The organism is Gilliamella sp. B3464 (assembly GCF_026536145.1).
GTDB lineage: Bacteria > Pseudomonadota > Gammaproteobacteria > Enterobacterales > Orbaceae > Gilliamella.
The window spans coordinates 248212-264486 of sequence record NZ_JAFNOQ010000004.1 but is presented as its reverse complement, the minus strand read 5'-3'; the positions used below and the strand labels follow the sequence as shown (position 1 = coordinate 264486).

The following is a 16275-nucleotide window of genomic DNA, read 5'->3' as shown; positions in this document are numbered from 1 at the left end:
TAAGTTATCAATCCTCGAGATCTTTTAGCCATTTTTGATATCTTTCTGGATCCTTTGCAATCAATGTTTTTAATGTTTCAAACACTTCTTTTATCCCTGAAGGATCCACTTTATATTTATTGAATACAAAAATCATTCCCTCTGCGATGGTATCAAGAACATAGAACATTTGTTGCGTATAACAACTAAACGTTTTATAAGGTATAAAAATTGTGAAATAAACCACTTTGTTTTTTGACGATGTTGTAGGACCGTAGACTAAATTTTTGTGTTCTTGTGTAGCAGATATGGTAAATACTAATTCATAATCTGTTGTTTTAAACAATTTATCATAATGTGGAAGCGTTTTGTTTAATTCATTAAGATTTTCTATCAACGGATTTAAAACCGTATTTGTAATTTCGTAGCGAATGCCAACTTCAGCCCACAATAATAAAAAATCAATTTTCATTTACATCGTCCTTTCGATTTATCACTGTTTCGATTGCCAACTGGAATCTTTCCTGCTTCACTGCCTCTACTGGTTTTGTTGTTGGAAAGCGTTTTCAATAGAATCAGTATCTTGCTATTTAACCTTGACTTTCTCTACACATACCCCAACTAATTTGATATTTTTTATCCTTTCATAAATACTTTCATATAAAAGTAAACCCAATTCCGTACAGCATATTGGATATTTTGGATATTCGCGCTCAAGTAAAAACCACGGCGCATGTTCTCTTCTTGCGTGGAAATGGCAGTCAGGGCAGACAAAAAGACGCTCATTTTCAGGAACAGGTTGTCCATCAAAAATATATGGTTTTTCACCTCTCAGTACAACGTAATCATATTTACTAATAAAAGTTATAAATGGCTGTTTATGCTTTTCACTTTCCACTTTATTATAAATAGAACCTATATTTAAATGTTTTTCAGCCTCTTCACCCAGCAAACTAAATAAGCGCAGCGACATAATACTAGGTATCAGAAGACGACCTACCATGGGCATATCTAGGTTTTTCCTTATTTTCCCATCCGTAATCACATCCATACCACCGTGAGGTAGTTTTAGTGTATGGCAATAATGACAAAATTGCTCTTTGTTTTTACGCTCCCATTCGGGAACGATATCGACAGTGTCCATTCCTGAATAATATAGGTGATAAAGTTGTTCACGCTTCATTTAATTTCCTCATATCTATTATTATCTATATTCTCCCTAACAGCACTTTCAATATTAGTTCCATATTTTGCATCAGTTTTCCTAGCGGCATCAAAAGACGGTTGCTAGCTTTGCCCAGTCGGTGTTTTTCGATACGGCGTCGATTAGGCGGTGTTAGACGTCATAATCGAGTACAGGGTGCCGTTGGAAGTCTCATTCTAGGTGTTACAATAACGTCAAAATTTGTGCTAATCAATCTAGAGTAGATTAATTTTTTGAAATAAATTACATTATTATTTCAAATAAATATTATTTTTCTTTTGGTTCCCAAAAAGAATCATCAGAAACAAAAATCTCATTCAGTTTTAAATCTAAAGGAATATATTCAATATAATCAGCCATTTCATCATATGGTGAAGGAAGTGTAAAAGATATACCGTAATCTTCGTCAACAATAAGTGTACCATTTAGAATGCGCTGACTTTTTGTTAACAAGATAAGCTCTTTCATCGTAATCCCCGCATACAATTTTTTCTTGTATTTCCCTTGATAATGTTCATTACATCCTACAGCAATAATGTCACCTTCAGAATTAGTAGAAATTATTATTGTCCCAGCCTCTAAAAAATAGGCATACATTTTTTCATTAAAAGGGTAAGGGGTCATATATTCTTTTACTTCGACCGTAAAATTTTTGTATATTTCATCTAAATAAAAATCTATATGGCGTTCCAATTCAATATTTCCTAAAGATTTATAGCTAACTATATCTGCATTAAAATCAATCATTTTTCATTTTCCATTCATAAGCATTCCGTTAATATAGACAGGTGAATCTTGAATACGATCATAGTTTTTAAATTCCCAATGGCCAATTCTACCTAAAACCTCATCTGGCCCTTTGCCTGTTGATTTATAGACTTTCCAATAATCATTACTGTGTATATTAGGTTGAGATGCAGAACCACCTGTATGATAATCCAATTTATATGTTGTACCAGATTTAGTTGTTTTAACATAAACTGTATATTGAATAGCGTACGGATTTTTTGCTTATGATTTCGTTACCTTCCTCCCCTTCGATATCAAGTAATCATAAACTTCTTCTGGCTTTTTACTTGCAAACGATTTAACCAACATTTAGATCCGTTTTTTTTACGTTTGAATCCTTCGGAAGGTTTACAGCTCCAGTTCCACGGTTCGATCCATATCAACCCATTAGGCGCATACTGATACTAATTAAACCCACCCAACAGCCCAATCGGGTCCAGCTGCGTGAATCTACCTATATCACGTCGCTGTACCTTAAAATATTGTAATGTAGGCAAATTTATTTGTCTAAATACTGTCCCAATACCTTAGGTGATGTTGTATCTGGCTGTGTTCGATTTCTTGTATGGTGTTGCCCCGCAGCTGATAGCTGCACGCTTATAGATTTTTGCGACATTTAACTGCCAGCTATAAATATTTAAATTGATATCAAATTTTTAATCAGTGAAAAATAGTTATGTTAAAATCCATTTTTCCTACAGCATAGGTATATTATCTAGTCTATAGAATACTTTAAAAAATACCTGTTAATTTTTTTCTTGATATTTTTAAATCTTTAGCAATAATCTCAACATAAAATGAATCACTTTGGATAATGTAATGATAATATTCTCCAATATCATATTTATCCCACTCAGGAAAAAAAGAACTTCTTTCTATCTTCAATTTTTCTAGCCAGGATGAATCTTTGACAATCCAATAGCAAGCACGGAAATCATCGTCTTCACGAGGAATATAATAACTTAAATTTTTATTACGTTCGTATCTCATGGCCCAAACATAAGAAAAATCGAATATACCAGTAAATACAGAATATTTAGCAGAAGAATTCCATATTTTAAAAAAAGCAGTTAATGAATCTCCTTTTGAATTCAAAACAATATCATCATTTGGAGCCTGCCAATAAGGTAGCTCTATTGCATATGCCATATCTTTCTTCATAATATTTATTTTTCATTTGCAAATTGAAGTTTTATCTTTCCTTTTTTAGGTAAAGCATTTTTTTAAGTTTACAGTGGCAATCTTTCAAATCAACAATATTTGTTTGAAAGATTAATTTAATTGGTTAAGTTTAATTTTCCGTAGTTATTCCCCGCGGATCAATTCAAGTCAACCCTTTAGGCGCATACTAATACAAATTAAACCTATCCAACAACCCAATCGGGTTCGGCTGCGTAAATCTACCTATATCTGGGTCATAGTACCTTAAAATATTGTAATGTAAGCCGATTTATTTGTCTAAATACTGTCCCAATACCTTAGGTGATGTTGTATCTGGCTGTGTTCGATTTCTTGCATCGGTCTGTCCCACAGCTTATAGCTGCATGCCCATACAATATGATCGGTTTCATCAGTAAGTTTTTCAGGGGCACCGTTGACATCGGTGTGGTAGTACAGCACTTTCTGTTCCGTACCGGTGGTGGTCTCTACTCTGGCTAAGGGTTCATAGCCGCTTTCATCCGTGTAGATATAGACGCTTTTGCTTCTGTCGGTACGGGTTTCCTGAATCATTCTCAGTCCGTCCCACAGGAAACGGGTACGGTTGCAGGCTTTGCCCGTCCGGTCTATCTGGTGTTTTTCGATACGTCGGCCTAAGGCATCGTAGACATAGCCGTAGCGTTCGGTACGGTTTAATTTTTCGATACGAACTTCGGTCAGGCGGTGTTCGGCATCGTAGTGGTAATACTGGGTACCGCTGGCGGTCTGTTTGCTGTGGGTACGGCCGTGTGCGTCGTAGGTGTATTGCAGGCCGCGGAAGTGGAGTAACTGGTTAAAGCGTATCAGGTTCTGGTTGTCGGTACTGTTGTCTTCGTTGCGTCTTTTATCCAGCAGGTTGGCAGCGGCATCGTATTGCAGGGTTTCCCAGTAGGCCTGGTTGCGGCAGCTTTCGATGCGGCCGGTGCGGTCATAGTGGTAATCGGTCTGTCCTTGCCGGGTATGTTTTTTACTCACCAGCCGGTCGAGGTTGTCGTACTGGTAGCGGCGGTCGGTAAGGATGTCGGACAGGATGGTGTTGTGGCCACGCCGAGTTTGTTTACGTTGTAGGCGGCTGTTGCGGCCGTATTTGAATTCGGTGTTCAGTTGCCCCTGACTGCGTAGGACTTCGCGGTACAGGTGGCCGGACCCGTAATACAGGCTGTTGAGGGTTTGCCCGTCCGGCAAAGTGGTGGCGATGCGGTTACCCGAGTTGCTGTACTGATAGCATAACGTCAGAAATGGTAAGTAATTTCGGCTATGTTGCCTGCGGTAAAGTCGACAATGTTAACATTATCAAGGAAATTAAACGTTAATTTTTTCACTTGAATTCTTTAGTTTAACAAAAATACTTGGTTGAATTGATAATAATTAAGAAAGATTAAAGAGTATATTTTTCCCATTTATTATCTATGTCATCGTAAACTTCTTTTTTATCAATCCGCCATTCATGATTTTTAAAATGCAAAGTATATCGAAATTGATCTTTTACGCCATTTTGTTCTTGAGTATATATTACTATTTTATTATTTTTCAATTCTTCGGTTTTTAAAAATTTTTCATCTGGCGAATATTCAGGCGGATTACCACAGCCCAATGAAACTTGCCGTCCATATTTTCGCTCTTTCTTTGTACAATATTTATTAAATATACAATTCAAATCATCAATCATATTTAAGCGAACTTCTTCGGATGAACCATTTTTTACAAGTGGATAATAATGTTTCTCCCAATTATTCATTGCAATAATAAAATTTTTTAAAATATTTTCTGCATTTTCTAAACTCATTTTATTTACCTAATTATCAAATACTTCGCTTAACACATTTTTCCCATTTTGAGAAACAGAATATTGTATTTTTGGACTAGTACTACCTTTGTCATAAATAAAATTCCATTCTATATCTACCGTTCCATTTTTTTCAATATATCTTCTTACTCGCTTCTCAAAAGTTCGGTATTTTCCCCGATTCAAACCTTTTAATTGAGGGAAAACATTATCTGTGACACCTGAACCTTCTAATATTTTAGCTAAGATATGTAAGCGTCATCATTTGCATTACCTAATCTTGTAGCCCAAGCTTTTGAAGAGGATTTGTTGCTGTCCCTGTGCCTATATCAGCTTTGGAAACTGTTGCTTTTGCTGAAAGAGGCTGACCATGAGTGCCCCGTTCAACTTTTACCTTACAAATCCAGCCCCACGGATCAATCCACATCAGCCCATTAGGCGCATACTGATACAGATTAAACCCACCCAAGAGCCCTATCGTATCCGGCTGCGTGAATCTGCCTATATTCGGGTCATAGTACCTGAAAGTATTGTAATGTAAGCCCGTTTCTCTGTCTAAATACTGTCCCTGATACCTTAAGTTCTGTTGTATATCGGTATGTTCGATTTCCTGTATCGGTTTGCCCCACAGCTGATAGCTACATGCCCATACAATATGACCGTCTTCATCAGTGAGTTCTTCCGGGGCACCGTTGACATCGGTGTGGTAGTACAGCACCTTTTGTTCCGTACCGGTGGTGGTCTCTACTCTGGCTAAGGGTTCATAGCCGCTTTCATCAGTGTAGATATAGACGCTTTTGCTTCTGTCGGTACGGGTTTCCTGAATCATTCTTAGTCCGTCCCACAGATGGCGTTTCGTTTATCAGATGTCTTGCCTGACTATTGTTAATAGCCAGGTTTACTAAATTGGATTATGTGTATAAATCTATTCCTTTTACTTTATTTTTTATAAAAAACTGTCGTAACGACTCTGAAATCACAATTCGACCTATAGATTCTTTACATCTTGCCATACAAAATTGCTCATTTATATTTTCTTTAAAGACCATTTTATAAAATTTTTTGGGTCCATCAGGCAAACTCTCTAATAATGGTATATATTCAGATTTATTCATATCAATACATGATATTGAACGCAGAATATTTAATGCCTTATAACCAGAATAGCTGCGACCATTAACAATTATAGTTGCCTCTATTAGCTGGACATCATGTAAAAAATCTTGATTGTTTGAAAGTAAATTCGCAAGTCTAGGCGAGATAAATTCAGGACCATCACTGAAATAAAAATCATAAGAGAGTAAACGTTTTTCACTGACTTTGTTTTCTAATTTAAAAACTAATGGTTTATTTGATTGAATCTTCTTGCATTGTAGAAATTCGTAAAGATCAACTACAGTTGAGTCATATTGGAACCAATAACTATTAGCATAATTACCTATCATAAATCTATAAATCATATCAACATCCTTTAGAAGGCCTAATTGAATTTTTATTTAAAATAGTTTTCCCACTACGTAAACCAATTCTTCTTGTTTTTATTAGTTCATTTAAAGCTTGTTTGTATTGCTTTTGTGTCCAATTTTCCTTTTGACCCCTTTTATCAATTTCATTCAGTTGCTCTTCTATATCCCGTGTGTATGCTCTATGTGAACCGTTGTAAATCGTTCTAGTAGCATGCGCATCAGCTGAAGTGGGCAGATACATTATATTTTTAACCGAATGAATGTTCATGCCAGCCTTTTTAAGTACATCATGATTTTTTAATTTCTGTGGAATAATATGATGCTTTTGGAACCCATCAATTGACGGCATCGTATTATATGTCCATAACCCCCACGGATCGATCCACATCAGCCCATTAGGCGCATACTGATACAGATTAAACCCACCCAGCAACCCTATCGGGTCCGGCTGCGTGAATCTGCCTATATTCGGGTCATAGTACCTTAAAATATTGTAATGTAAGCCGATTTATTTGTCTAAATACTGTCCCAATACCTTAGGTGATGTTGTATCTGGCTGTGTTCGATTTCTTGTATGGTGTTGCCCCGCAGCTGATAGCTGCATGCCCATACAATGTGACCGTCTTCATCGGTGAGTTCTTCTGGGGCACCGTTGACATCGGTGTGGTAGTACAGCACTTATGTTCTGTACCGGTGGTGCTACCTATTCAAGACAATGGGGTTCTGTCAGTATCAAGGTATGACAATTATAGCCGGCTATAACAAAGTTGAATCCAGTACAGACTATAAAAGTAAAATATTTAAAATTAATTATTTTTTACCTTCTCTGATTTGAGCTAAGCCATTTTCAAGACGACTTAGGTTTTGATATTTGTTAGCAGCTTGACTTCTATTTAAATATTTAAGCCATCCCTCTACAGCTGTATTAAATAATGCTAGACCTTCTGGTGTTACATTTTCCCTTTTAATCACTGTGTCGGTTTTTAATTTTCCTTGTTCATCAAAGGGCTCAATATCGATCAATAATTTTTGTTTTTTTAAAAAACCGAATAAAGCTGTGGCAGTGTCAATGACAGCATCTTGAAGTTTTTTGCTTTTATTTTTAGTAAGCAACATAGGAATATTATATAAAGGATAATCAATTATTTCTTTATTAAATGCAATTTTTAAATCCTTATCATTGATATATCCTAGCATTTTCTCACTCAATAAATATTCTAAATCAATATCTTGGTACGAGATTTTATTCTTTTGTATAGCATATAGACTGATTAAAAATGGATAAGCGTATGATTTTGGGTCATAAATAATATCATTAATCAAATTTTTATTTATTTCAATTAAATTATAGGCTCTTTCAAGATAGATAGTATTTAATATATTAAGTATTCTATCAAAAGTATATTCTTTTCCTTTTTCTGTTTTGGGTAATAGAATTGGATCAGTTTTTTTTTCCCCAAAATAATGTGAACTATAGACCATAATCTCATTATGTAAATTTGAAGGATAAGGAGGTGAGATGTTATCAATAAAATTTTTAATTTCAGATGAATATACATCCATATAGAATACATATTGATAACCTATGTTCATATATTCAAAAATTATATTTGCTTTAGCTCCCTTTTTATTGTCTAAAATAATTTTATTCCTATTAACCTTAATATAGGGATATGACCTTAATTGATCTTTTAAAAAAATTTGTAATTCTTTTTCAAATTGGGTTCTTAATTCTTTAGACATCGTATATAGCCTCCAAACCTAACGCCTTTACCACTGTGCGTAGCAATTTCGATAATTCCTTTTTTACCTTTAGATGACATAATAGTTACTTCTGTTTGATTTAATTTATCTTTTAGTTTATTAAACCTTGTTCACGTAATTTAGCAAGGACTTCACGCCCTTTTTCAGAAAGTTCCATTTTTTTTAAATAAATAGCCAGCCTGTTTTCAGGAATTATTGAAATTCGTTTAGGATATTTTACGAAAGAATCTAAGCTATCATCTGGAAAAGGAATGTTAGGGTTATTGTAATCATCTTCATCTGGATCATAGTCATCTTCAACTTCTGTTCTTGTTATCATCGCTAATAAGGCATCAATGTCGTTGGCGACCAATTTTAAGTTTGTATTTTGTTCTAAATAGCCCCCTTTCATATCAAAATATAGATCATTAACTTCGTGATCCCAGTGATAAATTTTACCCTTCGGGCTTAAACAAAGTAGGTCACCATAATTAAGGCTAGCTATCGCTAAATAATTTTCTGGAATGCGATCTAAATATCTATCATTGATTGCCAGTAAATCTTCTCTATCTTCTTTTGAAAAACCCAAAATAACCTCTAAGGGTAACGCTTCGCCATCGCAATTAATACAATAGTCTATTTCAGCTTCATCATCTAAAATAATCACATTATATTGTTTTAGAAATTCGATATAGGCATGATTTATTTTTGTATTTAAATTTAACTTTGTAATACGTTTATCAATATCTTTGGGTATACGATATTTTGATTTAAACATGGTTATTCCTTACATAATCAAATTGATGCATTATTTTTATAATAAAAGTTTTTTTATTTTGTATTGATAAAATATCATACTTAATTATTAAACGCCATTACGATGCAACTCATTAATTTAAATAAATATTTAAGTTGATAAACTATTATTTTAAACTGGTTATGTCGATGATTGATAGCAAAAGCTGCTCAAGATATAGAGAAGTAGTAAAGCGCTGTAAATTTTTAAAATTTTCAGTCCTCGAGATCTTTTAGCCATTTTTGATATCTTTCTGGATCCTTTGCAATCAATGTTTTTAATGTTTCAAACACTTCTTTTATCCCTAAAGGATCAGTTTTATATTTATTGAATACAAAAATAATTCCCTCTGCGAGGGTATCAAGAACATAGAACATTTGTTGCTTATAACAACTAAACGTTTTATAAGGTATAAAAATTGTGAAATAAACCACTTTGTTTTTTGACGATGTTGTAGGACCGTAGACTAAATTTTTGTGTTCTTGTGTAGCAGATATGGTAAATACTAATTCGTAATCTGTTGTTTTAAATAATTTATCATAATGTGGTAGAGTTTTGTTTAATTCATTAAGATTTTCTATCAACGGATTTAAAACTGCATCAGTAATTTCATAGCAAACGCCAACTTCAGCGTATAATTGTAAAAAATCAATTTTCATTTATATCGTCCTTTCGGTTTATAACTATTTTGATTGCCAACTGGAATTTTTCCTGTTTCACTGCCTCTACTGGTTTTGTTGTTGGAAAGCGTTTTCAATAGAATCAGTATTTTGCTATTTAACTTTAACTTTCTCTACACATACCCCAACTAATTTAATATTTTTCAGCCTTTCATAAATACTTTCATATAAAAGTAAACCCAATTCCGTACAGCATATTGGGTATGGTGGATATTCGCGCTCAAGTAAAAACCACGGCGCTCTTTCTCTTCTTGAGTGAAAATGGCAGTCAGGGCAGACAAAAAGATGCTCATTCTCAGGAATAGGTTGTCCATCAAAAATATATGGTTTTTCACCTCTAAGTACAACGTAATCATATTTACTAATAAAAGTTATAAATGGCTGTTTATGCTTTTCACTTTCCACTTTATTATAAATAGAACCTATATTTAAATGTTTTTCAGCATCTTCACCCAGCAAACTAAATAAGCGCAGCGACATAATACTAGGTATCAGAAGACGACCTACCATGGGCATATCTAGATTTTTCCTGATTTTCCCATCCGTAATCACATCCATACCACCGTGAGGTAGTTTTAGTGTATGGCAATAATGACAAAATTGCTCTTTGTTTTTACGCTCCCATTCGGGAACGATATCGACAGTGTCCATTCCTGAATAATACAGGTGATAAAGTTGTTCACGCATCATTCATATACCTTATATCTATTATTTGCTTTATTTTCCAAAATAGCACCTTCAATATTCGTATTATTTAGTGTATTAGTTTTGTGTTTTTCGATAAGAACTTTTATCAAATGGTTGGCTACATTACTTGATGCTATAAAATCCCAAACCATAAATACCTCATATTTTAATTATTATCTATTGTGAGATGTTTATCTTTCTTAATTATTTTTACTTTCTCGAATTTTAGCTAAAGCTTTTTCTAGCCGACTAAGATTCTGATATTTATGAGGATTTGTGCTTCTATCTAAGTAATCATACCATCCTCGAACAGCAGTTTTGTATAATTCCTGACCTTATGGCATAAGATTAGATTTTATAAGAACCGTATCAGTTTTTAAATTACCCTCTTCATCAAACGGCTCAACACCGATTAATAATTCATGTTTTTTTAAAAAACCAAATAAAGCTGTTTTGGTTTGTATAATAGCATCTTGCCAACATTTTTTTTATTTCTTGTAAGCAACATTGGTAAATTACGTAAAGTATAATCAATTTCATTCATTATTTTACCCCACTAACAATTGACTATCGGGTCCGGCTGCGTGAATCTACCTATATCAGGTCGCTGTACCTTAAAATATTGTAATGTAGGCAAATTTATTTGTCTAAATATTGTCCTTGAGAGCTTAGGTTCTATTGTATTTGGGATGTTTTATTTCTTGTATCGGTTTACCTCACAGCTTATAGCTGCACTCCTAGATAATGTTACCGTCTTCATCGGTGAGTTCTTCAGCACACGGCACTATACCGTAAGTTATTTACAGCGATACACCGTTAATTAAGTTAAGCGGTAAATGGCTGAGAGAGGTAGGATTTAATACCGGCACCAGCGTGACAGTAAAGATTGCGAAGACTGTATTGATTTAATACCGGACAGTCCGCAGGAAGGGGAACTGAGGGAGCAACTGGCACAGGTTAAAAATATGCTCAGTTGGGTTAGGTAGAATTTAATTATTTAAAAAAATAGCTGGGAGAGATAAATTTTCCCGGCCCTACATATAACATCTATTCATATTTACTAAATTTCTCTATCCAGCCATTTTCTGTAAAAAGTTCACCAGATAATCCATCACTGAGCTCAAGAATATTTTTTTCATCATTCCCATCTTGAGATATCAACAACTTCATGTTTTCTTCATTTTGCTCAAGCATATTAAGAACATTATAAATAACACTGTCAATAGAATTAAAAACCACTTTTTTCAAAACATTAATTTGATTTTCATCAAAGGCTTTTATTTCATTACTCAGCTCAATAGAGCTTTTAGATTTCATTCTACCATTTAATATGGCTTCAAACTCAAAAATAGATTGATCTCTGATACTAGAGATAAACTCTTGACCAAAGGAATCAAGTAATTTCTTATCTGACATATTAATTACTCCTATCTAATTCCACGGTATATTTGATGATGAAGTTACACCCTGTGATCTTAAATTCCATAAAGATTGAGCGACAAGATCTCTCGCCTCTTTAGTGGTGGTACCACCGGCTTTAAGAGCATCTACAGCTATTTTTGTGTGTTCATCCAAGGTATTCGAGCAACCACTCTTAGCCACTTGATCATAAGCATTGCGTTGTTAATTAGTCATATCCTAATTTCGCCATGCCTTCTGATTCATATAGTCCTGACTAATTGAAAAACCTTTCTTTAGATAGTCCTTTCGGTTTATAACTCTTTTGATTGCCAACTGGAATCTTTCCTGTTTTTGTATAATGCTCATCAATTTCAGTATATCTACTGGTTTTGTTATTGGAAAGCGTTTTCAATAGAATCAGTATTTTGCTATTTAACTTTAACTTTCTCTACACATACCCCAACTAATTTGATATTTTTCAGCCTTTCATAAATACTTTCATATAAAAGTAACCCAATTCCGTACAGCATATTGGGTATGGTGGATATTCGCTCTCAAGTAAAAACCACGGCGCTCTTTCTCCTCTTGTGTGAAAATGGCATTCAGGGCAGACAAAAAGACGCTCATTTTCAGGAATAGGTTGTGCATCAAAAAGATATGGTTTTTCACCTCTAAGTACAACGTAATCATATTTACTAATAAAAGTTATAAATGGCTGTTTATGCTTTTCACTTTCCACTTTATTATAAATAGAACCTATATTTAAATGTTTTTCAGCCTCTTAACCCAGCAAACTAAATAAGCGCAGCGACATAATATCAGGTATCAGAAGACGACCTACCATTGGCATATCTAGGTTTTTCCTGATTTTCCCATTCGTAATCACATCCATACTACCGTGAGGTAATTTGAGTCTATGGCAATAATGACAAAATTGCTCTCTGGTTTTATGCTCCCATTCAGGATCGAGATCGGCAGTGTCTATTCCTGAATAATACAGGTGATAAAGTGGTTCACGCTTCATTTAATTTCCTCATATCTATTATTATCTATATTCTCCCTAACAGCACTTTCAATATTAGTTCCATATTTTGCATCAGTTTCCTAGCGGCATCAAGAACAGTATAAAAAGATGGTTGCTAGCTTTGCCCTGTCGGTGTTTCGATACGTCAGCCGATGGCTTAGCGTGTGAAGTGGTGAAATGGTAAAATGGTAAAATAAACGCAATGACACTATTTAGTCGTTCTTAAGTCAGTTTTTGTTTAGGCTCGTTCTAGTCTTATTGAACGATAGTCAATTAAATTATGTTTTATTCATATAATATATTTCTAATATCTTCAATTAAATACACAATTACAATCAGAATGATGACTTACACGTTATTGAAATGAAATTTTAGTATGATTAAAAGTTTCCAATTTTTAATCAAAGTCTAGAAATGCATCATTTTCATAATAAAAGATGAAAGATCTGAATAAATCATCTAATGTAACATTGTCTGATTGCCCTTGAGCATAACTAACTACATCTTCAATACTGGATCCGTCTAAGGTCTCTATCCAGCCGTCATTTTCAACTTGTTTGGGAAGATATTCATCTGAATCAAGAGGAAAATCCCCACTATCCAAAGAAAATATACCTTGTGTATCAAGATTCCAAGTCGTTTTATCTGGGGGAAGATAAAACCAAGTTTGAGGAATTTTATCTGGATTAGAAAGAATTTCTCGAATCGTCATTAGTTTCATATTGTCTCACTCAAATTACAATTTACATTAACCACCAAGCTTTTTTAAGCCGCCTTTCTGATTTGGATGTAAACTATTTTGTACAAGCCCATACGCTTTGTGCTCTGCTCTTGGTATGCGTTCAATCGTTGTCGGTTTATATGCATTATGATGCCATGAATATTTTGGTGGGCTTGTCGATTTACCCCCGCCAATAGGACCTGATTGAACAGGTGCCACAATACCTTTAGATAACATCAACTAAATCTTTTTCTATTGTGCTGATTTCTATATGCATAGGTATGTCTGTTTGATACCATACACTATATTTAGAGCTAAATAAAGGACTACCAAAAGCATCTGCACCCAATGATTTTTTTGAACCCAGCCCCCTCAGTTCAACCCATTGGGCGCATACTGATACAAGTTAAACCCACCCAACAGCCCAATCGGGTTTGGCTGCGTGAATCTGCCTATATCTGGGTCATAGTACCTAAAAGTAGTGTAATGTAAGCCCGTTTCTTTGTCTAAATACTGTCGCTGATACCTTAGATTCTGTTGTATCTGGCTGTGTTTGATTTCCTGTATCGGTCTGCCCTACAGCTATTAACTGCATGCCCATACAATGTGACCGTCTTCATCAGTAAGTTCTTCTGGGGCACTGTTGACATCGGTGTGGTAGTACAGCACTTTTTGTTGTATGCTGGTGGTGATCTCTACTCTGGCTAAGGGTTCATAGCTGCTTTCATCAGTGTAGATATAGACGCTTTTGCTTCTGTCGGTACGAGTTTCCTGAATCATTCTTAGTCCGTCCCACAGGAAGTGGGTACGGTTGCAGGCTTTGCCCGCTCGGTCTATCTGATGTTTTTCGATACGTCGGCCTAAGGCATCATAAACATAGCCGTAACGTTCAGTACGGTTTAATTTTTCGATACGAACTTCAATTAGACGGTGTTAGGCATCGTAGTGGTAACACTGGGTACCGCTAACAAATTTATCCGTGGTGTTGCAACAATGTCAAAATTCGTGCTAATCACTCAAGAGAAAATTTATTATTTGAAATAAATTACATTATTTTTTCTTTAGTTTCTGAAAAAATCGTCGGAAAAGATATTTCATTCAACTTTAAACTAGAAAATATATTAATATATATCAATTATTTCATCATATTACAAAATAAATTAAATTACACTTATTCATTTTTAATTGATTTTTTCAATCTTTTGATTTCATTGATTAAGTTAGGAATATCTTGTCGAGCATGCGCAATAAAGTCCTGGTCATATATTGTTCCACCAATAATTTCAATATCTTTTCCACGGTTATTTTCATCCCCTGTCATAATAAAATTTGAACCACTAGTGTGATCCCTACCTTCAATATATGATACCCAAGGTCCACTTGTTGCTTTATCACAACGTTGTTTTATTTGATTCAATTCATAATCTGATATTTCAGTTTTTTTGTGCATTAACAATTTCCTTTAGATTTGAGTATTTATTTAGCTGATGTTTTTTTTGAGTAGGTGTCATCAAAACTTCTGCTTGCTCTACCGATATCCCTGATGAAGTTGCATGATTAGGATTGTTTTTAGTTGACGATGCAATAACATCAGCACTCACCGTTCAGTTAGATCCAACTGTTGCAACACCGACTTTATTATGTGAAATTCCTTCTGTTAATTGTGTTAATGACTTATTCTTTGAGCTATTTATCGAAACTCCAGTTAATTTGTCATTATCATCGATTAAAACATCGCTCCCATTTTTAGCATATCTGCAAGGCATGTATTTACTCGGTAAACAATAGCTTCATTTGGCAGTTCTGAACTCCCCCTATGGATCGGGATCGATCCAAGTCAATCCATTTGGGCATACTGATACAAATATACTCATTCATTAGCCTTATCTCATCCGATTGTGTGAATCTACATATTTCAGGGGCATACTACCTAAAAGTATTATAATGTAAGTCGATTTCTCTTTCTAAATACTGTGCCTGAACCTTAGATTCTGTTGTATCTGGCTGTGTTCGATTTCCTCTATCGGTCTGCCCCACAGCTGATAGCTATATATCTATTCAAACAAAGGCAATCGCGCCTTAAACGTTATAAATTTTTAAAATTATCAGTCCTCGAGATCTTTTAGCCATTTTTCATATCTTTCTGGATCTTTTGCAATCAATGTTTTTAATGTTTCAAACACTTCTTTTACCCCTGAAGGATCAGTTTTATATTTATTGAATACAAAAATAATTCCTTCTGCTATGGTATCAAGAATGTAATATATTTGTTGCGTATAGCAACTAAACGTTTTATAAGGTATAAAAATTGTGAAATAAACCACTTTGTTTTTTGACGATGTTGTAGGGCCGTAGACTAAATTTTTGTTTTCTTGTGTAGCAGATATGGTAAAAACTAATTCGTAATCTGTTGTTTTAAATAGTTTATCATAATGTGGAAGCGTTTTGTTTAATTTATTGAGATTTATTCTCAATGGCTTTAAAACCGTATTAGTAATATCATAGTTAACTTCTACTTCAGCATATAATTGTAAAAAATCAATTTTCATTTACATCGTCCTTTCGATTTATAACTCTTCATCTACATCATAGGTTTCGGCAAGATAAAATCCTTTATTTATATATTTTTTTATCATTTTTAGTATAACAATAATATAATGTTTTTTTTACCAATCTACTCAGCAATTTAATCCCTTTAATAATCATTTTGTTATATGACACTTAAGTTAAAGTTACAATGTCACATTCATTTAAATAATTAATTAACAACATGAGATTTTTGAATTAAAGTATGGGTCTTAA

The 16275-nt window shown here is 34.2% G+C and carries 24 protein-coding genes and 2 pseudogenes; 2 read left to right on the top strand and 24 right to left on the bottom strand.

Annotated elements, in window-relative coordinates; translation table 11 throughout:
* Positions 1 to 7: 7 nt before the first annotated feature.
* From J3U57_RS06690 to J3U57_RS06630, 15 genes and pseudogenes are all read right to left on the bottom strand, one after another.
* Entirely contained in the window at positions 8 to 451 is a 444-nt protein-coding gene (locus J3U57_RS06690; protein ID WP_267344186.1) for a hypothetical protein, read from the bottom strand.
* A 114-nt stretch (positions 452 to 565) separates the two neighbouring features.
* Positions 566 to 1162 (bottom strand): hypothetical protein, encoded by a 597-nt coding sequence (locus J3U57_RS06685; RefSeq protein WP_267344187.1) that lies wholly within the window; start codon positions 1160 to 1162, stop codon positions 566 to 568.
* Positions 1163 to 1450: 288 nt separating this feature from the next.
* Entirely contained in the window at positions 1451 to 1930 is a 480-nt protein-coding gene (locus J3U57_RS06680; RefSeq protein WP_267332743.1) for a hypothetical protein, read from the bottom strand.
* Between the two features lie 774 nt (positions 1931 to 2704).
* The gene (locus J3U57_RS06675) at positions 2705 to 3133 is read right to left on the bottom strand and encodes a hypothetical protein (protein WP_267344188.1); all 429 of its coding nucleotides are present in this window, start codon (positions 3131 to 3133) and stop codon (positions 2705 to 2707) included.
* Positions 3134 to 3320: 187 nt separating this feature from the next.
* Positions 3321 to 3380: a hypothetical protein gene (locus J3U57_RS12815; protein WP_416379662.1), complete on the bottom strand. Its 60-nt coding sequence runs from the start codon at positions 3378 to 3380 to the stop codon at positions 3321 to 3323.
* A 50-nt stretch (positions 3381 to 3430) separates the two neighbouring features.
* Positions 3431 to 4354 (bottom strand): RHS domain-containing protein, encoded by a 924-nt coding sequence (locus J3U57_RS06670; protein ID WP_267344189.1) that lies wholly within the window; start codon positions 4352 to 4354, stop codon positions 3431 to 3433.
* 193 nt (positions 4355 to 4547) lie between these two features.
* Positions 4548 to 4955 carry an NTF2 fold immunity protein gene (locus tag J3U57_RS06665; RefSeq protein ID WP_100151982.1) on the bottom strand — a complete coding sequence of 136 codons (408 nt, stop codon included), beginning with the start codon at positions 4953 to 4955 and terminating at the stop codon, positions 4548 to 4550.
* 9 nt (positions 4956 to 4964) lie between these two features.
* Positions 4965 to 5192 carry a DNA/RNA non-specific endonuclease gene (locus J3U57_RS12810; protein ID WP_416379545.1) on the bottom strand — a complete coding sequence of 76 codons (228 nt, stop codon included), beginning with the start codon at positions 5190 to 5192 and terminating at the stop codon, positions 4965 to 4967.
* 169 nt (positions 5193 to 5361) lie between these two features.
* Positions 5362 to 5808 (bottom strand): annotated as a pseudogene (locus J3U57_RS06660) (RHS repeat-associated core domain-containing protein); the annotation flags it as partial.
* Between the two features lie 58 nt (positions 5809 to 5866).
* Entirely contained in the window at positions 5867 to 6415 is a 549-nt protein-coding gene (locus J3U57_RS06655) for an imm11 family protein (protein WP_267344191.1), read from the bottom strand.
* Between the two features lies 1 nt (position 6416).
* Positions 6417 to 7099: pseudogene (locus J3U57_RS12805) on the bottom strand (RHS repeat-associated core domain-containing protein); the annotation flags it as partial.
* Positions 7100 to 7231: 132 nt separating this feature from the next.
* Positions 7232 to 8164 (bottom strand): hypothetical protein, encoded by a 933-nt coding sequence (locus J3U57_RS06645; protein ID WP_267344193.1) that lies wholly within the window; start codon positions 8162 to 8164, stop codon positions 7232 to 7234.
* 112 nt (positions 8165 to 8276) lie between these two features.
* Positions 8277 to 8942 carry an SMI1/KNR4 family protein gene (locus J3U57_RS06640; RefSeq protein ID WP_267332737.1) on the bottom strand — a complete coding sequence of 222 codons (666 nt, stop codon included), beginning with the start codon at positions 8940 to 8942 and terminating at the stop codon, positions 8277 to 8279.
* Positions 8943 to 9175: 233 nt separating this feature from the next.
* Complete coding sequence (locus J3U57_RS06635; protein ID WP_267344194.1) at positions 9176 to 9619, bottom strand: hypothetical protein; 444 nt, start codon at positions 9617 to 9619, stop codon at positions 9176 to 9178.
* 114 nt (positions 9620 to 9733) lie between these two features.
* On the bottom strand, positions 9734 to 10330 hold the full coding sequence (locus J3U57_RS06630) for a hypothetical protein (RefSeq protein ID WP_267344195.1): 597 nt from the start codon (positions 10328 to 10330) through the stop codon (positions 9734 to 9736).
* A gap of 795 nt (positions 10331 to 11125) precedes the next feature.
* Between J3U57_RS06630 and J3U57_RS12800 the strand changes: the two genes are divergently transcribed.
* The gene (locus J3U57_RS12800) at positions 11126 to 11236 is read left to right on the top strand and encodes a SymE family type I addiction module toxin (protein ID WP_416379661.1); all 111 of its coding nucleotides are present in this window, start codon (positions 11126 to 11128) and stop codon (positions 11234 to 11236) included.
* A gap of 138 nt (positions 11237 to 11374) precedes the next feature.
* Here the strand turns inward: J3U57_RS12800 and J3U57_RS06625 are convergent, their stop codons facing one another.
* The 8 genes from J3U57_RS06625 to J3U57_RS06595 all read right to left on the bottom strand — a co-directional run bounded on the left by J3U57_RS06625 (position 11375) and on the right by J3U57_RS06595 (position 14923).
* Positions 11375 to 11743, bottom strand: a complete 369-nt coding sequence (locus tag J3U57_RS06625) for a hypothetical protein (protein ID WP_267332732.1) — start codon at positions 11741 to 11743, stop codon at positions 11375 to 11377.
* 463 nt (positions 11744 to 12206) lie between these two features.
* Positions 12207 to 12467: a hypothetical protein gene (locus tag J3U57_RS06620; RefSeq protein WP_267358443.1), complete on the bottom strand. Its 261-nt coding sequence runs from the start codon at positions 12465 to 12467 to the stop codon at positions 12207 to 12209.
* A gap of 42 nt (positions 12468 to 12509) precedes the next feature.
* Complete coding sequence (locus tag J3U57_RS06615; protein WP_267344196.1) at positions 12510 to 12752, bottom strand: hypothetical protein; 243 nt, start codon at positions 12750 to 12752, stop codon at positions 12510 to 12512.
* Between the two features lie 397 nt (positions 12753 to 13149).
* Entirely contained in the window at positions 13150 to 13473 is a 324-nt protein-coding gene (locus J3U57_RS06610; protein ID WP_267344197.1) for a DUF7716 domain-containing protein, read from the bottom strand.
* A 27-nt stretch (positions 13474 to 13500) separates the two neighbouring features.
* Positions 13501 to 13710 (bottom strand): hypothetical protein, encoded by a 210-nt coding sequence (locus tag J3U57_RS06605; protein ID WP_267344198.1) that lies wholly within the window; start codon positions 13708 to 13710, stop codon positions 13501 to 13503.
* Between the two features lie 135 nt (positions 13711 to 13845).
* Positions 13846 to 14016 carry an RHS repeat-associated core domain-containing protein gene (locus J3U57_RS12795; protein WP_416379660.1) on the bottom strand — a complete coding sequence of 57 codons (171 nt, stop codon included), beginning with the start codon at positions 14014 to 14016 and terminating at the stop codon, positions 13846 to 13848.
* Between the two features lie 42 nt (positions 14017 to 14058).
* Positions 14059 to 14253 carry an RHS domain-containing protein gene (locus tag J3U57_RS06600; protein ID WP_267344199.1) on the bottom strand — a complete coding sequence of 65 codons (195 nt, stop codon included), beginning with the start codon at positions 14251 to 14253 and terminating at the stop codon, positions 14059 to 14061.
* A 391-nt stretch (positions 14254 to 14644) separates the two neighbouring features.
* Positions 14645 to 14923 carry a hypothetical protein gene (locus tag J3U57_RS06595; RefSeq protein ID WP_267332726.1) on the bottom strand — a complete coding sequence of 93 codons (279 nt, stop codon included), beginning with the start codon at positions 14921 to 14923 and terminating at the stop codon, positions 14645 to 14647.
* 113 nt (positions 14924 to 15036) lie between these two features.
* Between J3U57_RS06595 and J3U57_RS06590 the strand changes: the two genes are divergently transcribed.
* The gene (locus J3U57_RS06590; protein ID WP_267344200.1) at positions 15037 to 15261 is read left to right on the top strand and encodes a hypothetical protein; all 225 of its coding nucleotides are present in this window, start codon (positions 15037 to 15039) and stop codon (positions 15259 to 15261) included.
* Between the two features lie 317 nt (positions 15262 to 15578).
* On the opposite strand, the gene J3U57_RS06585 is transcribed toward J3U57_RS06590, so the two are convergent.
* Positions 15579 to 16022, bottom strand: coding sequence for a hypothetical protein (locus J3U57_RS06585; protein WP_267344201.1), 444 nt, complete (start codon positions 16020 to 16022; stop codon positions 15579 to 15581).
* Positions 16023 to 16275: the final 253 nt, after the last annotated feature.

Excerpts from the sequence above, each read along its gene's own strand:
- J3U57_RS06690 (WP_267344186.1), bottom strand. The coding sequence starts at position 451 with ATGAAAATTGATTTTTTATTATTGTGGGCTGAAGTTGGCATTCGCTAC.
- J3U57_RS06685 (WP_267344187.1), bottom strand. The coding sequence starts at position 1,162 with ATGAAGCGTGAACAACTTTATCACCTATATTATTCAGGAATGGACACT.
- J3U57_RS06680 (WP_267332743.1), bottom strand. The coding sequence starts at position 1,930 with ATGATTGATTTTAATGCAGATATAGTTAGCTATAAATCTTTAGGAAAT.
- J3U57_RS06675 (WP_267344188.1), bottom strand. The coding sequence starts at position 3,133 with ATGAAGAAAGATATGGCATATGCAATAGAGCTACCTTATTGGCAGGCT.
- J3U57_RS06665 (WP_100151982.1), bottom strand. The coding sequence starts at position 4,955 with ATGAGTTTAGAAAATGCAGAAAATATTTTAAAAAATTTTATTATTGCA.
- J3U57_RS06655 (WP_267344191.1), bottom strand. The coding sequence starts at position 6,415 with ATGATTTATAGATTTATGATAGGTAATTATGCTAATAGTTATTGGTTC.
- J3U57_RS06645 (WP_267344193.1), bottom strand. The coding sequence starts at position 8,164 with ATGTCTAAAGAATTAAGAACCCAATTTGAAAAAGAATTACAAATTTTT.
- J3U57_RS06640 (WP_267332737.1), bottom strand. The coding sequence starts at position 8,942 with ATGTTTAAATCAAAATATCGTATACCCAAAGATATTGATAAACGTATT.
- J3U57_RS06635 (WP_267344194.1), bottom strand. The coding sequence starts at position 9,619 with ATGAAAATTGATTTTTTACAATTATACGCTGAAGTTGGCGTTTGCTAT.
- J3U57_RS06630 (WP_267344195.1), bottom strand. The coding sequence starts at position 10,330 with ATGATGCGTGAACAACTTTATCACCTGTATTATTCAGGAATGGACACT.
- J3U57_RS06625 (WP_267332732.1), bottom strand. The coding sequence starts at position 11,743 with ATGTCAGATAAGAAATTACTTGATTCCTTTGGTCAAGAGTTTATCTCT.
- J3U57_RS06615 (WP_267344196.1), bottom strand. The coding sequence starts at position 12,752 with ATGAAGCGTGAACCACTTTATCACCTGTATTATTCAGGAATAGACACT.
- J3U57_RS06610 (WP_267344197.1), bottom strand. The coding sequence starts at position 13,473 with ATGAAACTAATGACGATTCGAGAAATTCTTTCTAATCCAGATAAAATT.
- J3U57_RS06605 (WP_267344198.1), bottom strand. The coding sequence starts at position 13,710 with ATGTTATCTAAAGGTATTGTGGCACCTGTTCAATCAGGTCCTATTGGC.
- J3U57_RS06600 (WP_267344199.1), bottom strand. The coding sequence starts at position 14,253 with ATGATTCAGGAAACTCGTACCGACAGAAGCAAAAGCGTCTATATCTAC.
- J3U57_RS06595 (WP_267332726.1), bottom strand. The coding sequence starts at position 14,923 with ATGCACAAAAAAACTGAAATATCAGATTATGAATTGAATCAAATAAAA.
- J3U57_RS06585 (WP_267344201.1), bottom strand. The coding sequence starts at position 16,022 with ATGAAAATTGATTTTTTACAATTATATGCTGAAGTAGAAGTTAACTAT.